19 protein-coding genes and 1 pseudogene are annotated in these 23468 nt (G+C 74.1%); 10 read left to right on the top strand and 10 right to left on the bottom strand.

Annotated features, from left to right (window positions below):
* Positions 1-17: 17 nt before the first annotated feature.
* The 3 genes from KSP35_RS02615 to KSP35_RS02605 all read right to left on the bottom strand — a co-directional run bounded on the left by KSP35_RS02615 (position 18) and on the right by KSP35_RS02605 (position 2053).
* Positions 18-395, bottom strand: coding sequence for a VOC family protein (locus KSP35_RS02615; RefSeq protein ID WP_216998687.1), 378 nt, complete (start codon positions 393-395; stop codon positions 18-20).
* A gap of 28 nt (positions 396-423) precedes the next feature.
* The gene (locus tag KSP35_RS02610) at positions 424-1011 is read right to left on the bottom strand and encodes a DnaJ domain-containing protein (protein WP_254127156.1); all 588 of its coding nucleotides are present in this window, start codon (positions 1009-1011) and stop codon (positions 424-426) included.
* A gap of 112 nt (positions 1012-1123) precedes the next feature.
* Positions 1124-2053 carry an NAD(P)-dependent oxidoreductase gene (locus tag KSP35_RS02605; protein ID WP_216998686.1) on the bottom strand — a complete coding sequence of 310 codons (930 nt, stop codon included), beginning with the start codon at positions 2051-2053 and terminating at the stop codon, positions 1124-1126.
* 59 nt (positions 2054-2112) lie between these two features.
* Between KSP35_RS02605 and KSP35_RS02600 the strand changes: the two genes are divergently transcribed.
* Positions 2113-2313: a hypothetical protein gene (locus tag KSP35_RS02600; RefSeq protein ID WP_216998685.1), complete on the top strand. Its 201-nt coding sequence runs from the start codon at positions 2113-2115 to the stop codon at positions 2311-2313.
* Between the two features lie 108 nt (positions 2314-2421).
* A complete protein-coding gene (locus tag KSP35_RS02595; RefSeq protein ID WP_216998684.1) occupies positions 2422-3756 on the top strand; it encodes an MFS transporter in 1335 nt (444 codons plus the stop codon).
* Positions 3757-3784: 28 nt separating this feature from the next.
* On the opposite strand, the gene murF is transcribed toward KSP35_RS02595, so the two are convergent.
* Entirely contained in the window at positions 3785-5113 is a 1329-nt protein-coding gene (murF, locus tag KSP35_RS02590; protein ID WP_216998683.1) for a UDP-N-acetylmuramoyl-tripeptide--D-alanyl-D-alanine ligase, read from the bottom strand.
* Between the two features lie 68 nt (positions 5114-5181).
* Between murF and KSP35_RS02580 the strand changes: the two are divergent.
* Positions 5182-6283 (top strand): annotated as a pseudogene (locus KSP35_RS02580) (D-alanine--D-alanine ligase family protein).
* 845 nt (positions 6284-7128) lie between these two features.
* Here the strand turns inward: KSP35_RS02580 and KSP35_RS02575 are convergent.
* The gene (locus KSP35_RS02575) at positions 7129-7749 is read right to left on the bottom strand and encodes a TetR/AcrR family transcriptional regulator (RefSeq protein WP_216998681.1); all 621 of its coding nucleotides are present in this window, start codon (positions 7747-7749) and stop codon (positions 7129-7131) included.
* A gap of 77 nt (positions 7750-7826) precedes the next feature.
* Here KSP35_RS02575 and KSP35_RS02570 point away from each other — a divergent pair, with 77 nt between their 5' ends.
* From KSP35_RS02570 to KSP35_RS25180, 5 genes are read left to right on the top strand one after another with little or no spacing between them, the layout of a single operon-like run.
* On the top strand, positions 7827-10175 hold the full coding sequence (locus KSP35_RS02570; protein WP_216998680.1) for an HAD-IB family hydrolase: 2349 nt from the start codon (positions 7827-7829) through the stop codon (positions 10173-10175).
* Positions 10172-11326, top strand: coding sequence for a zinc-binding dehydrogenase (locus tag KSP35_RS02565; protein WP_216998679.1), 1155 nt, complete (start codon positions 10172-10174; stop codon positions 11324-11326). The genes KSP35_RS02570 and KSP35_RS02565 overlap by 4 nt, the downstream gene beginning before the upstream one ends.
* A complete protein-coding gene (locus KSP35_RS02560; protein ID WP_216998678.1) occupies positions 11323-11859 on the top strand; it encodes a nuclear transport factor 2 family protein in 537 nt (178 codons plus the stop codon). The genes KSP35_RS02565 and KSP35_RS02560 overlap by 4 nt, the downstream gene beginning before the upstream one ends.
* Complete coding sequence (locus KSP35_RS02555) at positions 11859-13451, top strand: lactate racemase domain-containing protein (RefSeq protein ID WP_216998677.1); 1593 nt, start codon at positions 11859-11861, stop codon at positions 13449-13451. Before KSP35_RS02560 ends, KSP35_RS02555 begins: the two co-directional genes overlap by 1 nt.
* A 9-nt stretch (positions 13452-13460) precedes the next feature.
* Positions 13461-14432: a lysophospholipid acyltransferase family protein gene (locus KSP35_RS25180; RefSeq protein ID WP_216998676.1), complete on the top strand. Its 972-nt coding sequence runs from the start codon at positions 13461-13463 to the stop codon at positions 14430-14432.
* Between the two features lie 14 nt (positions 14433-14446).
* Here the strand turns inward: KSP35_RS25180 and KSP35_RS02545 are convergent, their stop codons facing one another.
* Together KSP35_RS02545 and KSP35_RS02540 are read right to left on the bottom strand one after the other, a co-directional pair.
* Positions 14447-17767 (bottom strand): AAA family ATPase, encoded by a 3321-nt coding sequence (locus KSP35_RS02545; protein WP_216998675.1) that lies wholly within the window; start codon positions 17765-17767, stop codon positions 14447-14449.
* Positions 17768-17899: 132 nt separating this feature from the next.
* Positions 17900-18400: a hypothetical protein gene (locus tag KSP35_RS02540; protein ID WP_216998674.1), complete on the bottom strand. Its 501-nt coding sequence runs from the start codon at positions 18398-18400 to the stop codon at positions 17900-17902.
* A gap of 98 nt (positions 18401-18498) precedes the next feature.
* On the opposite strand from KSP35_RS02540, the gene KSP35_RS02535 reads away from it, so the two are divergent.
* Positions 18499-19440: a pirin family protein gene (locus KSP35_RS02535; RefSeq protein ID WP_216998673.1), complete on the top strand. Its 942-nt coding sequence runs from the start codon at positions 18499-18501 to the stop codon at positions 19438-19440.
* A gap of 33 nt (positions 19441-19473) precedes the next feature.
* Here KSP35_RS02535 and KSP35_RS02530 read toward each other — a convergent pair whose 3' ends face one another.
* A complete protein-coding gene (locus tag KSP35_RS02530) occupies positions 19474-20139 on the bottom strand; it encodes a hypothetical protein (RefSeq protein ID WP_216998672.1) in 666 nt (221 codons plus the stop codon).
* Between the two features lie 110 nt (positions 20140-20249).
* Here KSP35_RS02530 and KSP35_RS02525 point away from each other — a divergent pair, with 110 nt between their 5' ends.
* Positions 20250-21977 carry a DEAD/DEAH box helicase gene (locus tag KSP35_RS02525; protein ID WP_216998671.1) on the top strand — a complete coding sequence of 576 codons (1728 nt, stop codon included), beginning with the start codon at positions 20250-20252 and terminating at the stop codon, positions 21975-21977.
* A 158-nt stretch (positions 21978-22135) separates the two neighbouring features.
* Here KSP35_RS02525 and yihA read toward each other — a convergent pair whose 3' ends face one another.
* Positions 22136-22837, bottom strand: coding sequence for a ribosome biogenesis GTP-binding protein YihA/YsxC (gene yihA, locus KSP35_RS02520; RefSeq protein WP_216998670.1), 702 nt, complete (start codon positions 22835-22837; stop codon positions 22136-22138).
* Positions 22838-22894: 57 nt separating this feature from the next.
* Positions 22895-23164, bottom strand: a complete 270-nt coding sequence (locus KSP35_RS02515; protein ID WP_216998669.1) for a DUF2277 domain-containing protein — start codon at positions 23162-23164, stop codon at positions 22895-22897.
* Between the last annotated feature and the right edge of the window lie 304 nt (positions 23165-23468).

The raw sequence follows: 23468 nt of genomic DNA, 5'->3' as shown, positions 1-23468 counted from the left end.
CGCCGACCCCGGCGTGGTCAGTAGGTGCGCAGCTCGATCCGGTTGCCGTCGGGGTCCAGCAGGTAGACGCCGCGGCCCTGGCCCCGGGCGCCCCACAGGTCGTGCGGGCCCGACTCCACCTCGAAGCGGCCGCTGGCCGCCAGCTCGTCGAGGTCGACGTCCTCCAGCACGAAGGCCACGTGGTCGACGTTGTCGACCTGGCCCTCGGGCCGGTCGCCGGTGAAGAGGTCGAGGATCGTGGTGGGCGTGACCCGGACCGACACGAACAGCACCTCCTGGCGCCGCCACTCGTCGAGCCGCTCGGGCTGGAGGTCGAAGGTGTCGCGCCACCAGGCCACCGTGCGCTCAGGGTCGGTGACGCGGAAGACGACGTGGTCGATGCCGGTGAACCGCATGGCGCCACCGTACCGACGGGGCCTGGTCCTAGGAGCCGGCGGTGACGCAGTCGAAGAGGCCGTCGGTGCCGAGCCGACGGCGCTCGGTGTCGGCCGGGCAGGCCGTGGCGCTGTCGACCCGGGCCACGATCTGGAGCTCGTGGGGCCCGGTGCACGGCACGATCGTGGTGGTGGGCCCGGTGGCCACGTCGATGCACGTGCCGGCCTCGACGGGCCGGCGCTGGGGCGCGTCGTCACCGCCGTGGGTGGCGTAGGCCGTGCCCACGAAGATCAGGCCGAACAGCACCACGAGCACCACCCACGGCAGGTGGCGGAACAGCCCCGCCTGCACGCCGGTCATCTCGGGCAGCACGTCGACCAGGTCGTCGTCGTCCACCGGGACCACCGTGGTCGGGCGCTTCCCCGCCGTGCTCGACGGGCCGGCGGCGGTGCTCGCCCGGCGGCCCTGGATGCGGCTGTCGTCGTAGGCCCGCCGGCGGACGGGGTCCTGCAGCACGTGCCAGGCCTCGTTCACCTCGCGCATGCGGCGGTCGGCGAGCGCCCGCTCCGCAGGGGACCCGTCGACCATGCGGTCGGGGTGGAGGCGGCCGGCCAGCACCCGGTAGGCGGCACGGATCTCCTCGGTGGACGAGGACGGAGCGACGCCGAGTCGTTGGTAGTGGGTGCTCGTGGGACCGGCTCCGGGCTACAGGGGGACCGTGGCCAGCGTAGGGGCGGTCGCCCGCCGCTCAATAGCCGAGGTCGGCGTCGATGAGCCCCACCAGGTCACCGCCGCTGGCGTAGGCCCGGACGTTCTCGGTGATGCGGGCCGAGAGCAGGGGTCGAGCCATCGCGGCGGTGTTGCCGGTGTGCGGCGTGATGATGGCGTTGGGCGCCGACCAGAGGGGGTGCCCGTCGGGCAGCGGCTCGGGGTCGGTGACGTCGAGCGCAGCGCCGCCCAGGTGGCCGCCCTCGAGGGCCGCCACCAGGGCATCGGTGTCGATGTGCTCGCCGCGGGCGACGTTGACCACCCACGCGCCGGGCGCCAGCAGGGCCAGCTCCTCGGCGCCGAGCACGTGGCGGGTGCCCGCCACCAGGGGCAGGGCGAGGACGACGGCGTCGGCCCCGTCGAGCGCCCGGTGCAGGGCATCGGGGCCGAGCACCCGGTCGACGCCGGCCATGGGGGCCGGGGTGTTGCGGACGACGGTGATCTCGGTGCGGAACGGGGCCAGCAGGTCGATCACCACCTGGGCGATGCCCCCGCCGCCCAGCAGCACCACCTTCGCCCCGAACAGGTTCCGGCCGCTGCCCCGCACCCACGTGTCCTGGCGGGCGAAGCGGTGCAGGTCCCGGAACCCGGCCAGCAGCAGCGCCACCGCGTGCTCACCCACCGGGTCGCTGTAGACGCCCTTGGCGCAGGACCACGTGCGGCCCGGCTTGGCCCGGATCACGTCGAGGTAGGGCTCGACGCCGGCCCACGGCAGCTGCACCCAGTCGATGGCCGGGTGGGCGGCCAGCAGGTCGGCCAGCGCATCCGGACCGGCGGGGTCGGTCCACACCACGCCGGTGGCGTCGGCCGGCTCCACCACCGAACCGCCGCCGGCCGCCACCGCCGCGCCGATCCAGTCCGAGGTGCGGGGCTGGGTGGCGAGGCGGGGCGCGGGGTGGGGCTCGGTCATCGCCGGTGGACGGTACCGGTCCGCGACCCGGGTCGGGCCCGGTCCTAGCGTCGGGCGCCATGACCACGGCGACCTCCTCCTCGACCCCTCCCGCTCCGGCCCCGGCGGCGGCGGCCACCGACGTCGCACCGGCCGGCACGGGCTTCTGCGACCTCAGCACCCAGTGCGGCCACTGCGGCGGGCCGATGCGCCAGGAGCACGCCCACTACCGCTGCACGAGGTGCGGCCAGCGCGACTCCTGCTGCGACGGGCCCTACTGACGCACGAACTGACCCGCGGGTCAAGATCTGGGGGACCCCGCCAACGCCCTGACCAGGGCCGATAACGATCGTTTTCCGGCCGGCGCCGACCGGTCGTACGCTTTGGCCGTGACCCAGACCCCGCCGGCCGACCCCCAGGGCGCCGAGCAGGACGTCCGGGACTCCCTCGCCGACGACAACACCGACGCCTTCGTCGACGGCGACCGCACCTTCGCCCCGGGCACCGCCCGCTCGGCCTTCAGCCACGCCACGTTCCGCACGGTGTACCTGGGGGCCTTCGCCTCCAACATCGGCACCTGGATGCAGAACGTGGTGCTGGGGGCCCTCGCCTACAGCCTCACCAAGTCGGCGGTCTTCGTCGGCATCATGACCGCTGCGCAGCTCGGCCCCCTGCTGCTGTTCTCGGTGGTGGGCGGCATGCTCGCCGACGCCTTCGACCGCAAGAAGCTGCTGATGGTCCTCAGCGTGCAGCAGGCCGTGTTCTCGCTGATCCTCGCTGCGGTCACGCTCCCCCACTCGCCCAACCGGGTGGCGATGGTGGCGGTGGTGTTCTGCATCGGCGTGGGCAACGCCCTGTACGCGCCCATCTTCAGCGCCGTGGTGCCCGTGCTCGTGCCCCGGCGCGACATCGCGGGGGCGATCTCGCTCAACTCGGTGCAGATGAACGCCTCACGGGTGATCGGCCCGGCCATCGGCACCACGCTCTACGCCACGTTCGGGCCGTCGTGGGTGTTCCTGCTCAACGCCGTGAGCTTCGCCTTCGTGATCGCCAGCCTGCTCCGGGTCACGCTGCCCGCTCCGCCCGCGGCCGGCAGCCAAGGGCTGCACCGCCTCCTCGAAGGGGTGCAGGTGGCCAAGGCCAACCGGGTCGTGGGCCAGTGCCTGGTGGTGATCTTCACCTTCTCGTTCCTGTCGCTGCCGTTCATCACGCAGATGCCGAAGATCGCCGGCGACCACCTCGGCATCGTCCCGAAGAGCAGCAGCTACGGCATCCTCTACGCGTGCTTCGGCGTCGGCGCCGTCATCGGCGCCCTGTCCATCGGCACGGTGTTCGCCCGCGCCTCGAAGGCCCGGCTCACCCGCCTCGGCCTGCTGGGCTTCGCGGCGATGCTCACCGTCTTCGGGGTGCTGCGCGCCGCCCCGCCCGCCTACGTCGTGATCCTCGTCCTCGGCTGCGTGTACTTCGCCGTGATCACGTCACTCTCGACGGTGCTGCAGCAGGACCTCGACGACGGCGTGCGGGGCAAGGTCATGGCGCTCTGGATCATGGGCTTCGGCGGGACCGTGCCCTTCGGCGGCCTGCTCGGTGGCGTGGCGATGGAGCACTTCGGCATCGGGCCGGTGCTCGCCTTCGGCGCCCTGGTGGCGGTGGCCCTGGCGGCCTACGCCGACCTCGGTGACGAGCCGCCGCGCAGCCGCCGCCTGGCTCTCGGCGGCCAGTAGCCCACGCTCGGGGCCGCCGGTGGGCTGGTCAGCCCTCGGGAGCAGCGCGCAGTAGGGCGACGACGCGCTCCAGGCGGGTGGCGCGGCTGCCCTTGACCAGCACGGCGTGGCCGCGGGCCAGCCCGAGGGCACGGAGCACCTCGACCGCCTCCTCGGGGGTGGCCGCCGACCGGTCGGGGGTCGTGCCGTAGCGGGGCTCGGCGACCGCCACCAGCTCGATGCCGGCCTCGGCCGCCGCGGCGGCGATCTCGGCGTGAGCGGCGTCGGCGCCGTCGCCCAGCTCGGCCATGGTGCCCACCACCGCGAAGCGGCGGGGTGCGTCGATGGCGGCGAGGGCGGCGAGGCCGGCCCGCATGGACGTGGGGTTGGCGTTGTAGGCGTCGTCGAGGATGCGCACGCCGTCGGCGCCGTCGACCAGGTCCATCCGCATGGCGGAGAGGCGGGCGTCGGCCAGGCCGGCGGCCACCGCCTCGACCGGTGCACCGAGGGCCAGGGCGGCCGCCGCCGCGCCGAGGGCGTTGGTGACCTGGTGGGCGCCGGCCACGCCGAGGTGCACCGCAGCGGTCCCCCACGGGCTGCGGAGCGTGAACCGGGCGCGCAGCTCGCCGTCGAGCTCGACCTCGGTGGCCCGCACCTCGCCGCCCAGCACGCCGAAGGTGACGACGGTGGCCTCGGTGGCCCCGGCCATCGCCAGCACCCGGTGGTCATCGGCGTTGAGCACGGCGGTGCCCGACGGGGCGAGCGACGCGACCAGCTCGGACTTGGCGACGGCGACGTCGTCGATCGAGCCGAACATCTCGAGGTGGGCGCCGGCCACCACGGTCACGATGCCGACCGTCGGCTCGGCGATGGCGCACAGCTCGGCGATGTGGCCCTTGCCGCGGGCGCCCATCTCGATGACCGCCAGCTCGGTGCCATCCGGCGCGTTGGCCAGGGTCAGCGGCACGCCGAGCTCGTTGTTGAACGAGCCCACGCTGGCCGAGGTGGCCCACGACGTCGCCCCCACCGCGGCCAACAGGTCCTTGAGCGACGTCTTCCCCACGCTGCCCGTCACGCCGACCACGTGTCCCGTGAGCTTGGTGCGGGCGTGGTGGCCCAGGGCGGTGAGCGCCGCGGTGGTGTCGGCCACCCGGACCGCGGTGGCCGCCTCGATGGGCCCGCCGGTGAGGTAGGCCGCGGCGCCGGCGGCGACCGCGGCGCCGATGAAGTCGTGGCCGTCGCGCTCGGCCACCACCGGCACGAAGAGCTGGCCGGGCTGGACCGCCCGGGAGTCGATGGTGGCTCCCTCGACGGTGACCTCCCGGCCGAACACCTCGCCTCCGGTGGCCCCGGCGATCTCCGACGTCGTGAACCGCATGGCGCCGACCGTACCCGGCGCCCGAACCCGGCCCGAGCGGCCGCGGCCGCCTCGTAGGATCCCCGGCCATGCCCGAGACCCCGACCTCCGAGCCCGTGGAGCCCGTCCGGCTCGTCGTCCTCTACGGCGGCCAGTCGGCCGAGCACGACGTGTCCCGGGTGTCGGCGGCCCACGTGATCGCCGCCATCGACGGTTCCCGGTACGAGATCGAGCCCATCGCCATCACCCCGGAGGGCCGCTGGCTGCGCTCCGATGCCACCATCGCCGCCCTCGCCGAGGGCCGCCACGCCCTGCCCGACGCCCTCGACGCCAGCGGCACCGCGCTCGAGCCCCAGGCCTCGGTGGCCCCGGTGCGGCCGGGCCAGCAGGTCGTCGTCCTCCCCATCCTCCACGGCCCGCGGCGAGGACGGCGCCGTGCAGGGCCTGCTCGAGCTGGCCGGCGTGGCCTACGTCGGCAGCGGCGTCCTGGGCTCGGCGGCGAACATGGACAAGGTCATGTCGAAGGTGGTGGCGGCCGCGGCGGGACTGCCGATCGTGAAGCACCTGGCCGTGCGCGACGCGCCGGTCGACGAGGCGTTCGTCGAGCGGGTCGGCGTCGAGCTGGGGTGGCCGGTGTTCGTGAAGCCGGCGAACATGGGCTCCTCGGTGGGCGTGTCTCGCGCCGACGATGCCGCCGGGCTCCTCGCCGCGCTGGCCGGCGCCCACGCGTTCGACGAGTGGGCCGTGGTCGAGGAGGCGGTGAGCGCCCGCGAGATCGAGGTGGGCGTGCTCGGCAACGCCGTGCCCCGGGCCTCGGTGCCGGGCGAGATCGTGCCCACGCACGAGTTCTACGACTACGAGGACAAGTACCTCGAGGGCGCCGCCGAGATGGTCGTGCCCGCCGACCTCCCGCCCGCGGTGGCCGAGCAGGCCCGTGAGCTCGCGCTGCAGGCGTTCACCGCGCTGCGCTGCGACGGCCTCGCCCGCGTCGACTTCTTCTACGAAGAGGGCCCCGGCGGACGCGGGCTGCTCTTCAACGAGATCAACACCATGCCCGGCTTCACCCCGTACTCGATGTTCCCCTCGCTGTGGGCGGCCAGCGGCCTCCCCTACGCCCAGCTCATCGACGAGCTCGTCCGCCTCGCCGCCGAGCGCCACGCCCACCGCGCCCCCCACCGCCGCCAGCGCTGACCCCCTCGCCCTGGGGGCCGCTGCGCTGCTGGGCTGCTCCGGGCTGCTCCCGGCCTGCCTGAGCGGGGCGTGGCTCACGACTCCGGTAGGACCGGGACCGCGTCGTTGCTCACGGGTTCGAAGGGCGCGACGACGGCGGAGCCGGCGCTGCGCTGGTCGCCGTGCTCCGGTCGCTCGCTGCGGCGGGGTGGATGGTCCACTTCAGGCGGCCGCTGCCCGGGGGCGACGCAGGTGTGTGCACTCGTGCACATCTTGTGTGCACAGGCACCAGCCTCCGCCGCCGGGGGGCCTGGGCGGGTGGTGGCTCACGTCCTCGATGGGACCGGGACCGGGTCGTTGCTCACGGGTTCGAAGGGCGCGACGACGGCGGAGCCGGCGCTGCGCTGGTCGCCGGGCTCGGGTCCTCGCTGCGGCGGGGTGGAAGGTCCGCTTCGACCAGCCGCTGCCGGGGGCGGCGCAAGGTGCGTGCACGTGACCGCGCTCAGAAGCGTCACGCGCACATGCCTTGGGGCTGCTGTCCGAAACGGCCGATTCAAGTGGGCGCCGGGCGCCAGGCTCGTGCGCAAAACCGCGATGAGCACCGGTTTGCGCACGAGCCTTCGCCGTGACCCGCCGCAGAAGCGGACACAGACGACGAACCGCCCGACCCAGCCCCCGTCGCGCCCTTCTCGACCGAGACCAGAACGACGGTCCTGGTCCAAGGCACCCCTCCTCGCAGCGACGAGTCGGACAACGCCCACACCCCGAAGGTCCGTCCGCCCCACCGCGCCCCCGCAGCCCCGGCTCAGGCGCACACTGCCCGAGCAAGCGGAGCTCGAGCGGCTCGAGCGAGCAAGGCTCGGGCCTCAGGCGACGAGGGTGGTGAGGGAGTCGATGAGGGCGCGGCGGCGGGCGCGGAGCCAGGTGAGGTCGGGGGCGAGGCCGAGGTCGGCGCGGACCTCGGCTTCGGTGGCGATGCCGACGACGCGGGCGCCGGCGGCGAGGAGGACGCGGCGGAGGTGCTCGCGGTCGGAGCCGGGGTCGAGGGCGGCGGCGGCCGCGTCGACGAGGGGCTCGACGGCGGCGGCGAGGTGGGTGGAGGCCGGCGGGCCGACGCGGGTGACCTCGCGGACGACGGCCAGCAGCTCGGGGTGGGTGGTGCCCAGGCGGAAGGTGGCGTCGACCACGGCGACCAACCGGTCCTCCAGCGTGGGGCCCGACGCCGAGCGGCGACCCCGGGCCGGGCGGGCGGCGACCGCGGCTTCGGAGAGGCGGGAGCCGAGCTCGCCCACCGCGTGGTCGACCACGCCGAGCAGGAGCTGCTCCTTCGAGGGGAACCAGTAGAGGATCGTCTGCTTGCGGATGCCGATCTCGACGGCCAGCGAGTCGAGCGAGGTGGCATCGACGCCGCGGTCGGCGAAGGCGCCGAGCGCGGCGTCGAGGATGCGGGCCCGGGTGCTCGGCTTGTCGCTCAGCGCTGCGGCCACGTCTCCTCCGGACCCCGTTCGGGTGGTGGCGCCGGCACCACCGGCGCCGCTCTCTACCATCTGGTAGACAACCGTACGTGATCGCCGACGACCTCGCCGGGAAGCGGATCGCCGTCACCGGCTCGACCGGGTTCCTCGGCACCGCCCTGGTGGAACGCCTCCTCCGTTCCGTGCCCGACTGCGAGCTGGTGCTGCTCATCCGCGCCGGCCGGATGCGGTCGGTGGCTCAGCGGGCCCAGCGGGAGATCTTCAAGAACAACTGCTTCGACCGCCTGCGCGGCGAGCTGGGCGGCAAGGCGGCGTTCGACGAGCTGGTGGCCCGACGCGTGCACGTCATCGAGGGCGACGTCGGCACCGACGGGCTCGGCCTCACCGACGAGGGCCGCGACCTGCTCGGCAGCTGCGACATCGTCATCCACTCGGCCGCCACCGTGAGCTTCGACTCCCCCATCGACCTCGCCGTCGAGGTGAACCTGCTCGGGCCCACCCGCATCGCCCGCACCCTCCAGGACCTCGACGTCACGCCCCACCTGGTGGCGGTGAGCACCTGCTACGTGGCCGGCAACCGGCGGGGCGACGCCCCCGAGATCCCGGTGGACCAGAGCCCGTTCTGGATCGACATCGACTGGTCCCGCGAGGTCGACAGCGCCCGCCGCGTGCGAGCCGACGCCGAGGCCGCCAGCCGCCAGCCCGAGCGGCTGGCCACGTTCATGGTCGAGGCCCGCGAGGAGCTCGGCGGCGCCGGCACCCCCCTTCTCGCCGCCAAGAGCGAGGACCGCCGCAAGGCCTGGGTGAAGGACCAGCTGGTGGAGGCCGGCCGCACCCGCGCCGCCTCGCTGGGCTGGCCCGACGCCTACGCCTACACCAAGGCCCTCGGCGAGAAGGCCCTCGGCGAGAACCGGGGCGACGTCCCGGTGTCGATTGTGCGCCCGGCCATCATCGAGTCGGCGTGGTCCGAGCCGGTGCCGGGCTGGATCCGCGGCTTCCGCATGGCCGAGCCGGTCATCATCTCCTACGCCCAGGGCCTGCTCACGGAGTTCCCCGGCGTCCCCGAGGGCACCGTCGACGTCATCCCGGTCGACCTCGTGGTGGGCGCCATCATCGGCGTCGCCGCTCGCGGCCCGGCCAACGAGGACGGCTCGCCCGACATCACCCAGGTGGCCTCGGGCTCGGCCAACCCACTGAAGTACGAGCGCCTCGTCGACCTGGTGCAGACCTGGTTCGGCGACCACCCGCTCTACGACGCCGAGGGCCAGCCCATCGCCGTGCCCGACTGGGGCTACACCACCCGCAACAAGGTGGAGAACCAGCTCAACCGGGCCAAGGACCTGCTCGACCGGGGTGAGAAGCTCATCGGCGCCCTGCCCCTGCGCGGCAAGCAGGCGGCGTGGTCCTCGAAGCTGGAGGAGCAGCGCGAGACCGTGTCGCGCGCCCTCACCTACGTCGAGCTCTACGGCGCCTACACCGCATGCGAGGCCATCTACGGCGTCGACCGGCTGCTCGCCACCCACGAGGCGCTGAGCCCCGAGGACCAGGCCGAGTTCGGCATGGACCCGCGGATCGTCGACTGGGACCACTACGTCCACCAGATCCACCTGCCGTCGGTGGTCGAGCACGCCCGGGTGCGCTCCGAGCCGGGCAAGGGCAAGGTCGAGCCCCGCTCCACCCGCCTGCGCCGCCAGGTCCTCTCCCCCGACCGCCAGCTCGCGGCGTTCGACCTCGAGAACACGCTCATCGCGTCGAACGTGGTCACCAGCTACGCCTGGCTGGCCAGCCGTCGCCTCGATCGGGACGACAAGGTCCGCCTGGCCGCCAAGCTCATCGGCGAGGCACCCACCCTGCTGCGCATGGACCGGGCCGACCGCAGCGACTTCCTGCGGTCGTTCTACCGGCGCTACGAAGGCGCACCGGTGGAGCAGATCCGGGAGGACTCCCAGGAGATGCTGTCGCAGCTCATCCTGACCAAGAGCTTCCCCGCCGCCATCCGCCGGGTTCGCGAGCACCGGGCGCTGGGCCACCGCACGGTGCTCATCACCGGTGCGCTCGACTTCGTGGTCGAGCCCCTGCGGCCGCTCTTCGACGACATCGTGTCGGCCAAGCTCGACGTCGGTCCCGACGGTCGCTACAACGGCCAGATGCTCGAGGTGCCGCCCACCGGCGAGAGCCGGGCCTCGGCGCTCTTCGACTACGCGGCCAAGCACGACATCGACCTCGCCGAGTCCTGCGCCTACGCCGACTCCTCCAACGACCTCCCCATGCTCGAGGTGGTCGGCTTCCCGGTGGCGGTGAACCCCGAGACCCGCCTCGCCTCGCTGGCCCGCAAGCGGGGCTGGCTGGTGGAGCACTGGTCCAAGGCCCCCGGCTTCAAGCCGTCGCCCATCCCGCTGGCGCCGCGTCGCGCCGTCACCAAGGCGGCGCCGCGATGAAGGCCCTCCGCTTCGAGCGCAAGGCCGGCAAGTACGTCGCCGCCTCCATCGCCGGCCGCCTCGGCGCCGGCAAGGGCGCGCCGGTCGGCCCGCTCAGCCTCAAGGACGTCGACGAGCCCGAGCTGCCCGCCGAGGGCTGGGTGCGCCTCCAGCCCCGCCTCGCCGGGATCTGCGGCTCCGACCTCGCCACCATCGACGGGCGCTCCAGCCGCTACTTCGAGCCCATCGTCTCGTTCCCGTTCACCCCCGGCCACGAGGTCGTCGGCTCGCTCGAGGACGGCACCCGAGCCGTGCTGATCCCCGTGCTCTCCTGCGTCACCCGCGGCATCGACCCGGTGTGCCCGGCGTGCGAGGCGGGCCGCACCAACCACTGCGGGCGCATCGCCTTCGGCCACCTCGAGCCCGGCCTGCAGAGCGGCTACTGCGAGGACACCGGCGGTGGCTGGTCCACCTCGATGGTCGCCCACGAGAGCCAGCTGCTCGCCGTGCCCGACGCGCTGTCGGACGAGGCGGCCGTCATGGTGGAGCCCACGGCCTGCGCCGTGCACGCCGCCCGCACGGTGGCGGCCTCCGGGCCCAAGGCCACGGTGGCCGTGATCGGCGCCGGCACGCTCGGCCTGCTCACCATCGCCGCGCTGCGGGCCGAGGCCACGGTCGGCACGCTCGTGGCCACCGGCAAGTACCCGCACCAGAAGGCGCTGGCCACCAGCCTGGGCGCCGACCAGGTGGTGGCGCCCCGAGAGCTGGGCCGGGTGCTGCGCTCGCTCACCGGCTCGTTCGTGCTCGACGGCGGCCAGCTCACCGACGGCGTGGACCTGGTGGTCGACTGCGTCGGCAGCGAGGCCAGCCTCACCCAGGCCCTCCAGGTGGTGGCCCCCGGCGGCGAGGTGCTCGTGGTGGGCATGCCCGGCCACACCACGCTCGACCTGACCAGCCTCTGGCACCGCGAGACCGCCATCCGCGGTTGCTACGCCTACACCCGCCCCGACTTCGACCGGGCCCTGGCCCTGGTGGCCGACGCCGGCCTCGAGCGGCTGCTCAGCGCCACGTACCCGCTCTCTCGCTACACCGACGCCATCGAGCACGCCGCCACCGCCGGCGCCCGCGGCGCGGTCAAGGTGGCGTTCGACCTGCGGAAGCCGGGCCGATGAGCTTCATCGACCCGAACACCGGGCGCATCGTCGACCACCCGGTCGCCAAGGCGAAGAAGAAGAAGCGCAAGAAGCTCAAGGCCCCGGTCGACGTGGTCCGCGCCCTCTGGGAGCGCATGGAGGACCGCGACTGGGACGGGGCCCGCGAGACGCTCGCCGACGACGTCGTCGTGCTGTGGCCCGCCACCCGCGAGCGCTTCGTCGGCGGCGACGCGTTCATCGCCATGAACCGGGCCTACCCCGAGGGCTGGCACATCACGGTCCAGGCCGTGCGCGCCGACGGCGACGACGTCCTCGCCTGGGTCGAGGTGCCGATGGGCGACCAGATGACCTGGTGCGCGCAGCGGGCAACCGTCAAGCAGGGCCGCATCGTCTCGGCCATCGACCTCTGGACCGACGAGGGCGGCGCCACCGCCCCCTCGTGGCGCACCGCCTTCACCACGCCGTCCGACGTCGAGGCCCGACCGGCCGCCGCCGCCGCCGACACCGATCCTACCCCCTCTCCCACCGCTTCGAACGAGGAGCACACCTGATGCCCCGTCCCGGTTTCGTGCTCGACGTCGACAAGTCGACGCCGCCGATCCTCTTCCACCACGGCGAAGGGTTCCGGCTCGAGAAGCTGCCCGCCGGTCGCAGCCGGGTCATCTACCCCGGCGAGCCGCTCGACGCCCTCGACGACGTCGAGGGCGCCATCGCCGACGCCCTGGCCAACCCCATGGAGATGGCTCCGCTCGCCGACCTCCTCACGCCGGGCATGAAGCTCACGATCGCGTTCGACGACGTGTCGCTGCCGCTCCCGCCGATGAAGCGGCCCGACATCCGCCAACGGGTCATCGAGCAGGTGCTCGACCTGGCCGCCGCCGCCGGGGTCGACGACGTGCACCTCATCGCCGCCCTGGCGCTGCACCGCCGCATGACCGAGGACGAGCTGCGCCACGCCGTCGGCGACCGCGTCTACGACGCCTTCGCCCCCCAGGGCGCCCTCTACAACCACGACGCCGAGGACCCCGACAACCTCGCCTTCCTGGGCACCACCAAGCACGGCGAGGAGGTCGAGATCAACAAGCGAGCCGCTGAGAGCGACCTGCTGGTCTACGTCAACATCAACATCGTCTCCATGGACGGCGGCCACAAGAGCACCGCCACGGGCCTGGCCAGCTACCGCTCCATCAAGCACCACCACAACGTGCACACGATGGAGCACTCGAAGTCGTTCATGGACCGCCACAACTCCGAGCTGCACCACAGCAACTGGCGCATGGGCAAGGTCATCGCCGATGCCGGCGTGAAGGTGTTCCAGATCGAGACCACCATCAACAACGACACCTTCGGCCAGGACGGCCCGATGAGCGTGCTGGCCAAGCGCGAGTGGGAGTGGACCACCAAGGACCGGGTCTCGTTCATCGGCATGCAGCAGGGCCTGAAGCGCCTGAGCTCGCCCACCCGCCGCAAGATCTTCCAGGGCCACCGGGCGCCCTACGGCGTCACCTCCGTGCAGGCCGGCGCCATCGAGCCCGTCCACGAGAAGACCCTGGAGCACTGCTTCGACCAGCACATCGTGCCGGTGGAGGGCCAGACCGACATCCTCACCATGGGGCTGCCCTACATCTGCCCCTACAACGTGAACTCGATCATGAACCCGATCCTGGTCATGTGCCTCGGGCTCGGCTACTTCTTCAACATGTACCGCGGCAAGCCGCTGGTGCGGGAGGGTGGCGTGCTGATCATGACCCATCCCACCCCGTGGGAGTTCCACCCGGTGCACCACCCCAGCTACATCGACTTCTTCGAGCAGGTCCTGGCCGACACCAAGGACCCGAAGGAGATCGAGGCCAAGTGGGAGAAGCAGTTCGCCGAGGACGAGTGGTACCGCCACCTCTACCGCACGAGCTACGCCTACCACGGCGTCCACCCGTTCTACATGTGGTACTGGGGCAGCCACGCCCTGAAGCACCTCGGCCGGGTCATCGTCGTCGGCGGTGACAACCGCGCCGTCGCCCGCCTCGGCTTCAAGTCGGCCTCCACCCTCAACGACGCCTTCGAGATGGCCGAGGACGTGGTCGGCCCGCAGCCCACCATCACCCACCTCAAGAACCCGCCCATCCTCATGGCCGACGTGAAGTGAGCCGGCACCGTGGTTGAGAAGAAGGGCGTCGAGAAGGCGCTGGGCGCGGTGCAGGCCGCCGCCGGGCGGGTGCCGTCGGTGCGCGACCTCGTGTCGCAGAGCACGTTCCCCTACCGCGCCCCCACCACGCCGCTGAGCGTCGAGCCGCTGCCGGACGAGCGCCAGCTCGGGGCCGACTACGACTCCGGGTGGGCGCGCAAGCTGCCGGCCCGCTACGCCCGCTACTTCGTCACCGAGGGCCTGGTGCGGCCGATCATCGCCGGCCTCGCCCAGCCCGAGCGCCGGGGCCTCGACCGCCTGGCCGACCTCGACGGGCCGGTCATCTTCGCGGCCAACCACCACAGCCACATCGACGCCGGACTGCTCATCACGTCCCTGCCCGAGCCGTACCGCCACCAGGTGTTCGCCGCCGCCGCCGCCGACTACTTCTTCGACACCCGACTGAAGGCCACCGCGTCGGCGCTGGTGCTCAACGCCATCCCGATCGAGCGCTCGAAGGTCACGCGCACGTCGGCCGACCAGGCCCGCGAGCTGATCGACCAGGGATGGAGCATGGTCATCTTCCCCGAGGGCGGCCGCTCCCCCGACGGCTGGGGCCACCCGTTCCGAGGCGGCGCCGCCTACCTCGCCCTCAAGTGCGACATCCCGGTGGTGCCGGTGCACCTGGCCGGCACCGGCCGCATCCTGCCCAAGGGCAAGAGCACGCCCAAGCGATCGCGCACGGTCGTCACGTTCGGCAAGCCCCTCGTGGCCCACGAGGGCGAGCGCTCGACGGCCCTGTCCCGCCGGATCGAGGCGGCCGTCGCCGCCCTCGCCGACGAGGCCACCACCGACTGGTACTCGGCCCGCCGCCGCGCCGCGGCCGGCGAGACCCCCTCGCTGTCGTCGCCCCAATCCGGCGTGTGGCGCCGGGCCTGGGCCGTCAGCGGCCAGCGCAAGCGCCGCACCTCCACCAAGGCCTGGCCCGACCTCGGTTCCTGACCCGGCACCCCGGGTCAGCGGGAGACGGAGGAGCGGGCGAGGACGAGCGGGGCGTCGAAGGCCTCGGCTTCGCAGCGGGCCTGGGCGCTCCAGGTGGCGGCAGCTTCGCCGTCGCCCAGGAGCTCGGCCAGGCCGGCCAGCTGCGTGGCCACCGGTCCCCACACGGCACCGCCGCCGCCGAAGCAGTTGAGGACGACCTGGCGGCCGGCGTGGGGCGCCAGCTCCTCGAGCAGCGGCAGCGCGGCCTCGGTCGCGCCGAGCTGGCAGGCGACGTCGGCGAGCACGGCGAAGGCGAGCAGGCGGTTGGTGTCGTCCGGGATGGTGCGGAACCCGTCGGCGGCGAACCAGTCCAGCTCGACGGCGGCGCCGTCACGGTCGCCCGCCTCCACCAGGCACAGGGCCAGCACCGCCCGGTAGCACGGGATGTCGGAGTTGGCCGCCACCGCGGCGCGCAGGAGGTCGACCACCTCGCCGGCCCGGCCCTGGAACAGGCGCAGGTCGCACAGGTTCACGCCGAGGCAGGCGATGGCCTCGTCGTGGTCGGCCTCGGGGTCGATGGCGGCGAAGGCGGCCTCCTCGGCTGCGTCGAGGTGGCCGTCGAGCAGCAGGTCGACCACCCGCCAGGTGGCCGTGCACCAGCGCCAGTAGGGCTCGGGGTGCCGCTCGAGGAGGGCCTCGGCCTCGGCCAGGCTGGCTCGGGCCCCGGGCCGGTCGCCCACCAGCAGCCGGTCCTCGTGCTCGTAGACCGCGGCGGCGATCGCCAGGTCGGGCTGCCCGGCCGCCGCGGCCAGGGCGCGCACCTCGCTCAGGTCGGCCAGGCGAGCCTCCGCGTGGCGGGGGTCGATGCGGGCGCGGCGGTGGTCGAGCAGGGCCTGGGCCACGAGCGACGGGTCGCCGTCGGCGCGCGCTCGGGCGAGGGCCTCGTCGGCCGCCGCCGCCCGCTCGTCGTCGCGGTCGGTCAGCAGGAGCGAGAGGGCGAGCGAGCCGAGGAGCGGCACCCGCAGGTCGTCGTCGCCGTCCCCGTCCGCCAGGCCGGCGAGGGCCTCCTCGATCACCGACGTCCAGCGGTAGCGCGCCGTCTCGGGCACGCCGCGGCCGGCGCCGCCCACCAGGGCCAGGACGGCCTCGGCGAAGCGGCGCGGGCGCCGGTGGACGCGAGCCAGCGAGATGGCCTCCTCGAGCGCAGCATCGGTGGCGTCGCGGTGGCCGAGCCCCCGCTGCGCCCGGGCCCGCACCACGAGGCCGGCGATGCGGTCCTCGGGGTCGTCGGCGCCGGCCAAGGCCCGGCCGGCGTGCTCGTCGGCGGTCTCCCACGCCGCGCGAGCCAGGGCCTCGTCACCGGCTCGGATCGCCCAGCGCCGGGCGCGAGCGGAGCCGGGCCGGCCGGCCGCGGCGTAGTGCCGGGCCAGGTCGGCAGCTCCGCCCGTGCGCTCGGGCTCGGCCTCCAGGGCCTCGGCCACGCGGAGGTGCAGCCACGCCAGCCGGGAGGGGCCCAGCCCGGCCAGCACGGCGTCGCGGACCAGGGCGTGGGTGGTGCGGAGGCCGTCGCCGGTGGCGTCCTCGGCCAGGAGCCGGGTGGCCACCAAGCGGTCGACCGCAGCCAGCAGGGCACGGTCGTCGAGCCCGGTCACGGCCCGCAGCACGTCGAAGCCCACCACCGAGCCCGCCACGGCCACCGCCGAGAGGGCGAGCACCGCGTCGGCCGGCTGGGCGGCGATCCGCTGGTCCAGGAACGCCTGCAGCTCCTCGGGGACCACCGACGGGTCGAGGCTGCCGCCGGCGTCGACGGCCGCCCGAAGGAGGTGGCCGACGTAGAGCGGGTTGCCGCCGGTGCGCTCCTGGACCTCGGCGGCCAGGCCCTGCGTGGCCACCACCGGTGTGGCGGCCAGCCAGGCATCGACGTCGTCGACGGCGAGGCCGCCGAGCGGCAGCACCCGCAGCGGCGACTGCCGGGCCAGGTGGGCCAAGGTGGCCGCCACCGCCTCGGGGCGCTCGCGAGCCGTGGCGAGCAGCGTCAGCGGTGCCTCGGCCAGCTCGGCGCCGAGGTGGCCCAGCAGGGCGAGGGTGTCGGGCGAGGCCCACTGCAGGTCGTCGATGACCCACAGCACGGGTGCTCGGGTCGCCCCGGCCAGCGCCGTGGCCGCGGCGCGGAACAGGCGACCGCGGTCGGCGTCGACCGGGGCGGCGACGGCCACGCCGGGCCGGGCGTCGAGCTCGGGCAGCAGGCGCAGCAGGTCGGCGTGGACGGTGGCGACGTCGGTCCCCTCGGCCGCCTCGTCGGCCAGCACGGCCGCCAGCGCCTCCACCACGGGCTCGTAGGCCAGGCCGGTGTCGGGTCCGCAGCGCCCCCACAACACCCGCACCCCAGCGGCCTCGACCGCGTCGGCCACCTCGTGGGCCAGGCGGGTCTTGCCCACCCCCGCCTCACCCTCGACGACCACGACCCGGAGGCCGTCGGCTCCGGAGCGGACGACCTCCTGGCGCAAGAGCTCGGCCTCGTCCCGCCGGCCCACGAACGTGCCCAGCGGCGTGCGGGGCCGGGCGGCCGACCACGTCACTGCGCTCGAACCGGCGGGGACCGCGGCCGCACGGACCGGAGCGGTGGTGCCGGAGGCGAGGCGGGCGGCCAGGGCGGCGGTCTCGGGCGACGGCCCGGCGCCCAGCTCCTCCTCGAGCAGCCGGAGGCACGCGCCGTAGGCCTCCTCGGCGCCGCGGCGGTCGCCGGCGGCGAGCAGCGCCTCGACCAGCAGGCGGTGGTTCGCCTCGTCGTAGGGATCGGCCTCGAGCAGCTGCCGCACCGGGTGGATGGCCTCGCTGGGCCGACCGACGGCCATGAGGCCCTCGACGAGCGTCCGCCGGCCCCGGCGGGCCAGGCCGTCGAGCTCGTGGCGGCGATCGTCGGCCCACGGCAGGTCGACGCCCGGCAGGAAGCCCCGGCCCAGCTCGACGAGGGCGGGCGAGACCAGGCCGACGGCCGCCTCGGCCCGTCCGGCCCGGAGCTCGCGGTCGGCTCCGTCGACCGCCACCCGGGCCGTTTCCACGTCGACCACGAGCCCGGACGGGAGCTGCACCTGGACCTGGCCGGCGTGGGTGGCCACCGCGTCGCGGTCGAAGCCGGCGTCGACGAAGGCCTGGCGGACCTTGGCGATGATCCCGCGGGCGGCGCCCGACCAGTGCGGCGAGAGGTCGTCGCCCCACAGCACGTGGGCCAGCTCCTCCCGCGGGATCGGCCGGTGGCGGTCGAGCACGAAGAGGGCGAGGGCCACCTGGGTCTGCGTGCGCGTGAGCGCGACGGGCCGGTCGTCGGGACCGACGACGACCGCTCTGCCCAGCAACCCGACCTGCAACGCGCGCCCTGCCTCCCGCACCGGGCCACCCGACCCCTGTGCGCTGCCGCGACGCTACCGGCTCCGGCCCACCCGATCGCCGGGTCGAGCCCGGCCGCGACCAGCGGTGGCCGGTCGACCTCAGGGCGTGGCGACCCCGGTGTTGCCGGAGGTCGCCGTCGAGGTCGGTGTCACCGCGGTGGTGGTGCTCGCCCCGCTCGGCGTCGTGGTGGACGACGCCGGGTTGAGCTCCTCGGTGGCCGGCGGGAGCGTCGACGGGTCGGTGATCGGCAGGGTGGTCGTCGTGGTGGACGTGGTGCCGGTGATCTCGGAGCTCTTGCAGGCGGCCAGGGCGGTGCGCACCTTCGTGGCCACGCCGTCGGTGGAGCCGGCGGGGTCGACCGGCGCTCCGCTGGGACCGCGCTCGATGATCGCGTCGAGCTGGTCGTCGGACAGGTTGTCGAGGATCGCGTCGGACACGCAGCGGGCCTCGGCGGAGGTCATGCCGGTGCGGCGGAAGACGTCGACCAGCTCGGTTCGGCTCGGCTCCGGCTTGGAGCACGCCGCCACCGCCACGACCAGCGCCAGCGCGAGCGGCACGAGGCGGCCACGACGACGGCGGGGCGAGGTGGTCCGAGGCATCCGGGCGATGGTACCGGCCGGGCGCGCGGCGCCCCGATCGCGACGCAGCGGCTCGCACCGGGGCCAGACTGGGCGCTCGGCCGGACCAGGAGGACCTCGTGAGCGGACCCGTGACCAGCGGCGGCGACCCGATCGAGGTGCCGCCCGTCCAGGACGAGCCGGCCTTCGAGGTGCGCGACGACCGCGTGGCCCAGGTCGGCACCACCGAGGTGCGCCGCGCCCTGCCCCAGCGCGAGCGCCGCACCGTGGGCGCCTGGTGCTTCGCCGACCACTTCGGCCCGACCGCCAGCGGCGCACCGGGCATCGGCCCCCACCCCCACATCGGCCTGCAGACGGTGACCTGGCTGCTCGAGGGCGAGCTGCTCCACCGCGACAGCGTGGGGTCCGAGCAGCTCATCCGGCCCGGGCAGCTGAACCTGATGACCGCCGGGAACGGGGTCACCCACGCCGAGGAGCACCCCGATCCGGCCGAGCAGGACGCCGGACGGGCCCCCGTGGGCCACGGCGTCCAGCTGTGGGTGGCCCAGCCGGCCGACACCCGCAGCGGCGCTCCGGCGTTCGAGCACCACGCCGAGCTCCCCCAGGTCGAGCTGGCCGGCGCCACGGCCACCGTGCTGGTGGGCGACCTCGCCGGCGCCCGCTCCCCTGCTCGGGCCGACACCGCCCACGTCGGCTTCCAGGTCGCCCTGCGCGGGGCGGCCGAGGTGCCGTTGGCCGAGGGCTTCGAGCACGCCGTCCTGCCGCTCGACGGCCCGATCACCCTCGACGGCCGGCCGCTGGCGGTCGGCCAGGTCGCCTACCTCGGGCCGGGCCGCGCCGCCACCACGCTCGACGGCGGCGGCCGGGCGCTGGTGCTCGGCGGCGAGCCGTGGGAGGACCGGGTGGTGATGTGGTGGAACTTCGTGGCCCGCAGCCAGGACGAGCTGGCGACGGCCTACCGGGACTGGCAGGGCCACCACGAGAGGTTCGGCCAGGTCACGTCGGTCCTCGACCGCATCCCGGCACCGCGCCCGCACTGGCTGCCGGCCGGCGCCGGCTGAGCCGTCGGCGCGGGCTGAGCCGTCGGCGCCGCCTCACTCGGTGAGGCGGCGGCGCAGCTCGACGTAGACCGCGGTGCCGACGATGCCCTCCAGCTCGTCGGCGAGGGACTCCACCACCGGCCGATCGCCCACGTAGGCCCGATCCCCTTCGGTGCAGCACCAGGCCATGGGATCGCCGTCGTCGCCCCAGTCGGCCCGGCTCCAGGCGCGGACGTGGGCCACCTCCACCCCGTCGACCGGCGGTGCCCAGTCGACGCGCACCGGGAGCTGCCAGCAGACCGAGGGCTTCCAGTCGATGGGCGACTCGCCGTCGGCCACCGCAGCGAGGTGCAGGGCGCAGCCCTCGCCCCCGGCGAAGCCCGGGCGGTTGAGGAACACGCAGGCCCCGTCGACCACCCGGGTGTTGGTCCCCGCCTCGTCGAACACCCCGAGGGCCTCGGCCTCGGCGTGGAACTGGAAGTGCTCGGGCTCCAACGTGGCGGCCAGGCCGGCCACCCGGCGCGACTCGTCCTCGCCGTCGATCTCGGCGCCCACCGAGCAGCAGCCCTGGTTCAGCTCGGGCGCCGGCTCGGCGAGGATGCCGAGGCACCCCTTCCCCCAGATGCACGTCCAGTTCGACGTGAGGAACGCCCGGTCGAAGCGCCACGTGGTGTCGCCGTCGCGGATCTCCTCGACCCCGGGCTCCACGTCGTCGACCACCGCACGAGCGTACGGCGTCACCCGACCGGGGCCGGGATTCGGCCGCCGTCCACCCGGCGCGGGAGACTGTTCGACCGGGCACCACCGCCTGGACCGTAAGGAGCCAGCTCATGAGTGCCGACCAACCCGCCGACGTCCCGGCCTTCGTCGACCTCGGCCTCCGATCCGAGCTGGTCGACGCCCTCGCCACCCTGGGCTACGAGGAGCCGACGCCCATCCAGGCCGAGGCCATCCCGCCCTTCATCCAGGGCCGGGACCTGCTCGGCCAGGCCGCCACCGGCACCGGCAAGACCGCCGCCTTCGCCCTCCCCATCCTCGAGCGCATGGAGAAGGACCGCGCCAGCGGCGCCCCCATGGCGCTGGTCCTGGTGCCCACCCGCGAGCTGGCCATGCAGGTCTCCGAGGCCATCCACCGCTACGGCCGCCCGCTCGGCGCCCGGGTGCTGCCGATCTTCGGCGGCCAGCCCATCAGCCGCCAGCTGCAGGCCCTGCGCCGCGGCATCGACGTCGTGGTGGCCACCCCCGGCCGGGCCATCGACCACATCAACCGGGGCACCCTGCCACTCGACGAGGTCGAGGTCGTGGTCCTCGACGAGGCCGACGAGATGCTCGACATGGGCTTCGCCGAGGACATCGAGGCCATCCTCACCGAGACCCCGCCCACCCGGCAGACCGTGCTGTTCTCGGCCACCATGCCCGGACGCATCAACGCCATCGCCAAGCGGCACCTCACCGACCCGGTCCGCATCGAGATCGCCCGCCCCACCGTGGCCTCCGGCGACGCCCCGAAGGTCCGCCAGACCGCCTACCTCGTGCCCCGCTCGCACAAGGCCGCTGCGCTGGGCCGCATCCTCGACGTCGAGTCGCCCACCGCCGCCATCGTCTTCTGCCGCACCCGGCTGGAGGTCGACGAGCTCACCGAGACCATGAACGGCCGGGGCTACCGGGCCGAGGCCCTGCACGGCGGCATGGACCAGGAGCAGCGCGACCGGGTCATGAACCGCCTGCGTGCCGCCACCGCCGACCTGCTGGTGGCCACCGACGTCGCCGCCCGCGGCCTCGACATCGACCAGCTGACCCACGTCGTCAACTTCGACGTGCCCTCGGCGCCGGAGTCCTACGTGCACCGCATCGGCCGGGTGGGCCGGGCCGGGCGAGAGGGCGTGGCCATCACCCTGGCCGAGCCCCGCCAGCACCGGATGCTCAAGAACATCGAGCGCATCACCAAGCAGAAGATCGCCATCGAGAAGGTGCCGACGGTGGCCGACCTGCGCACCCGGCGCATGGAGCTCACCCGGGCCACGCTCGAGGAGATGATCCTCGAGGGCGGCCTCGACCCGTACCGGACCGTGGTCGAGACCCTGGCCGACGAGTACGACGTCATGGAGGTCGCCCTCGCCGCGGTGAAGCTGGCCCACGAGTCGAGCGGTGCCGCCGCCGACGAGGAGGAGATCCCCGACATCCAGCCCCGTCCCGAGGGCAAGGCCTGGGACAAGGACGGCAAGGGCAAGGGCGCCAAGGGCAAGCCGTGGGACAAGGACAAGCCCGGCGCCAAGGGCGACAAGGCCGGCCGCCCCGCCCGGGGCACGAGCGAGGGCATGACCCGGCTCTACGTGGCCGCCGGTCGCAGCGCCGGCATCCGGCCCGGTGACCTGGTGGGCGCCATCGCCGGCGAGACCGACCTCAGCGGCCGCGACATCGGCTCCATCGAGATCGCCGACCGGTTCTCCCTCGTCGAGGTCCCCGAGGGCGGCGCCGACCAGGTCATCGAGGCCATGAAGCGCACCACCCTCAAGGGCAAGAAGGTCACCTTCCGCCGCGAGCGCTACGAGTCCTGACCACCCCGGTCGACCCCCACCCCCGAACCCGTCGCAGTTGTCGACCTCGGCGTCGTCCAACTGCGACCGGTTCCGACGGGGTGGTCGCCCCGATCCCGAACCCGTCGCACTTGTCGACCGATGCGTCGGCCAACTGCGACAAGTTCAGTGGACGAGGGTCAGTTCCACTCGTCTTCGTCGTCGGCGGGGTCGGCCGGCGGGGCCGCTGCGGCGGCGGCCTTGGCCGCCTTGAGCTCGGCCTTGGTGGGCGGGGCGGGCTCGGCGTTGGCGGCGGCGCCCTCGGCCAGCCAGCCGACGATGAGTCCGCGGAGCTTCTCGATCCCGGTGCCCTTGGCGGCGCTGACCCAGACGATGGACTCCGGCGCCACGTTGCAGCCGTCGGACACCTCGTGCTGGCGCACGCCGCGCTTCGACGGCTTCACCTTGTCGTACTTGCTGGCCACGACGGTGTGGGGCAGGCCGTGGGCTTGGAGCCAGCCGAGCATCTGCACGTCGAGCTTGGTGGGGCCGATCTCGCCGTCGACGAGCACCAGCACCATCTCGAGGTGCTCCCGCTCGAGGAGATAGCCCTCGATCATCTGCTGCCAGCCGCTGCGGGTCTTGCCCGGCACGGCGGCGAAGCCGTAGCCCGGCAGGTCGACCGCCGTGGTGCCGTTGCCGAGCTCGAACAGGTTGAGCAGCTGGGTGCGCCCGGGCGTCTTGGACGTGTGGGCCAGGCGCTTGTGGTTGGCCAGGGCGTTGAGCAGGGACGACTTGCCGACGTTGGACCGGCCCAGGAACGCCACCTCGGCGCGGGTGGGCGGCAGGCGCCAGACGTCGTCGCCCGAGGTGACGAACTTGAACCGCAGCGGAGCGCTCACCGGGGAAGGTTCCCACGCGGGGCGGCGCTCGGCCGCACCCGTCCCGGCGCCCCGGGATCAGCCGTCGATGGCGGCGACGGCGGCGGCCGCCTTGCGGCGCAGCGGCGGCAGGCTGGGCGGCGGGGTCTTGCGGGGCGGCAGCTCGGCCAGCAGGTCGGCGGTGATGTGGGCGATCTGGTGCACCGCCCGCTCGAAGGCCTCCTCGGTGGCCGCCGAGGTCGACTGCACGCCGCTGATCTTGCGCACGTACTGGCGGGCGGCCGCCTCGATCTCGGTGTCGGTGGCGCGGGGCTCGAGCCCCCGGAGGGTCGTGATGTTGCGGCACATGGCTCCGAGGCTACGGCCGCTCACCGCCGGCGGACAGGGGGCACCGACGGGTGATCGGCCGAACGTAGGCATCTGACCGCTCAGCGTGGGCAGGTCCGCGACCGACGAGTACCTTGTCGACGTTGGGCCCGTGGCGCTGCGGGCCCGGGGAGAGGACCCACCATGTTGCGATCCACCCGTGCCCTCACCGGCGTGGCGCTGGCCGGCCTGATCGCCGGCTCCCTGGCCGTGGGTGGCTCGGCCTCCGGCTCGGCCGACCAGGCCGCCCCGCCGGCCACCACCTCGGCGGCGACGGTGACCTTCA

The sequence above is a fragment of the Aquihabitans sp. G128 genome, from assembly GCF_019048865.1.
Taxonomy (GTDB): Bacteria; Actinomycetota; Acidimicrobiia; order Acidimicrobiales; family Iamiaceae; genus Aquihabitans.
The sequence above is the reverse complement of the archived record's forward strand: the minus strand, read 5'-3'. Positions and strand labels throughout refer to the sequence as shown.

Bases quoted from the DNA above. Each gene is read 5' to 3' on its own strand.
- KSP35_RS02615 (WP_216998687.1), bottom strand. From the start codon at position 395: ATGCGGTTCACCGGCATCGACCACGTCGTCTTCCGCGTCACCGACCCT.
- KSP35_RS02605 (WP_216998686.1), bottom strand. From the start codon at position 2,053: ATGACCGAGCCCCACCCCGCGCCCCGCCTCGCCACCCAGCCCCGCACC.
- KSP35_RS02600 (WP_216998685.1), top strand. From the start codon at position 2,113: ATGACCACGGCGACCTCCTCCTCGACCCCTCCCGCTCCGGCCCCGGCG.
- murF (WP_216998683.1), bottom strand. From the start codon at position 5,113: ATGCGGTTCACGACGTCGGAGATCGCCGGGGCCACCGGAGGCGAGGTG.
- KSP35_RS02565 (WP_216998679.1), top strand. From the start codon at position 10,172: ATGAAGGCCCTCCGCTTCGAGCGCAAGGCCGGCAAGTACGTCGCCGCC.
- KSP35_RS02560 (WP_216998678.1), top strand. From the start codon at position 11,323: ATGAGCTTCATCGACCCGAACACCGGGCGCATCGTCGACCACCCGGTC.
- KSP35_RS02555 (WP_216998677.1), top strand. From the start codon at position 11,859: ATGCCCCGTCCCGGTTTCGTGCTCGACGTCGACAAGTCGACGCCGCCG.
- KSP35_RS02540 (WP_216998674.1), bottom strand. From the start codon at position 18,400: ATGCCTCGGACCACCTCGCCCCGCCGTCGTCGTGGCCGCCTCGTGCCG.
- KSP35_RS02525 (WP_216998671.1), top strand. From the start codon at position 20,250: ATGAGTGCCGACCAACCCGCCGACGTCCCGGCCTTCGTCGACCTCGGC.
- KSP35_RS02515 (WP_216998669.1), bottom strand. From the start codon at position 23,164: ATGTGCCGCAACATCACGACCCTCCGGGGGCTCGAGCCCCGCGCCACC.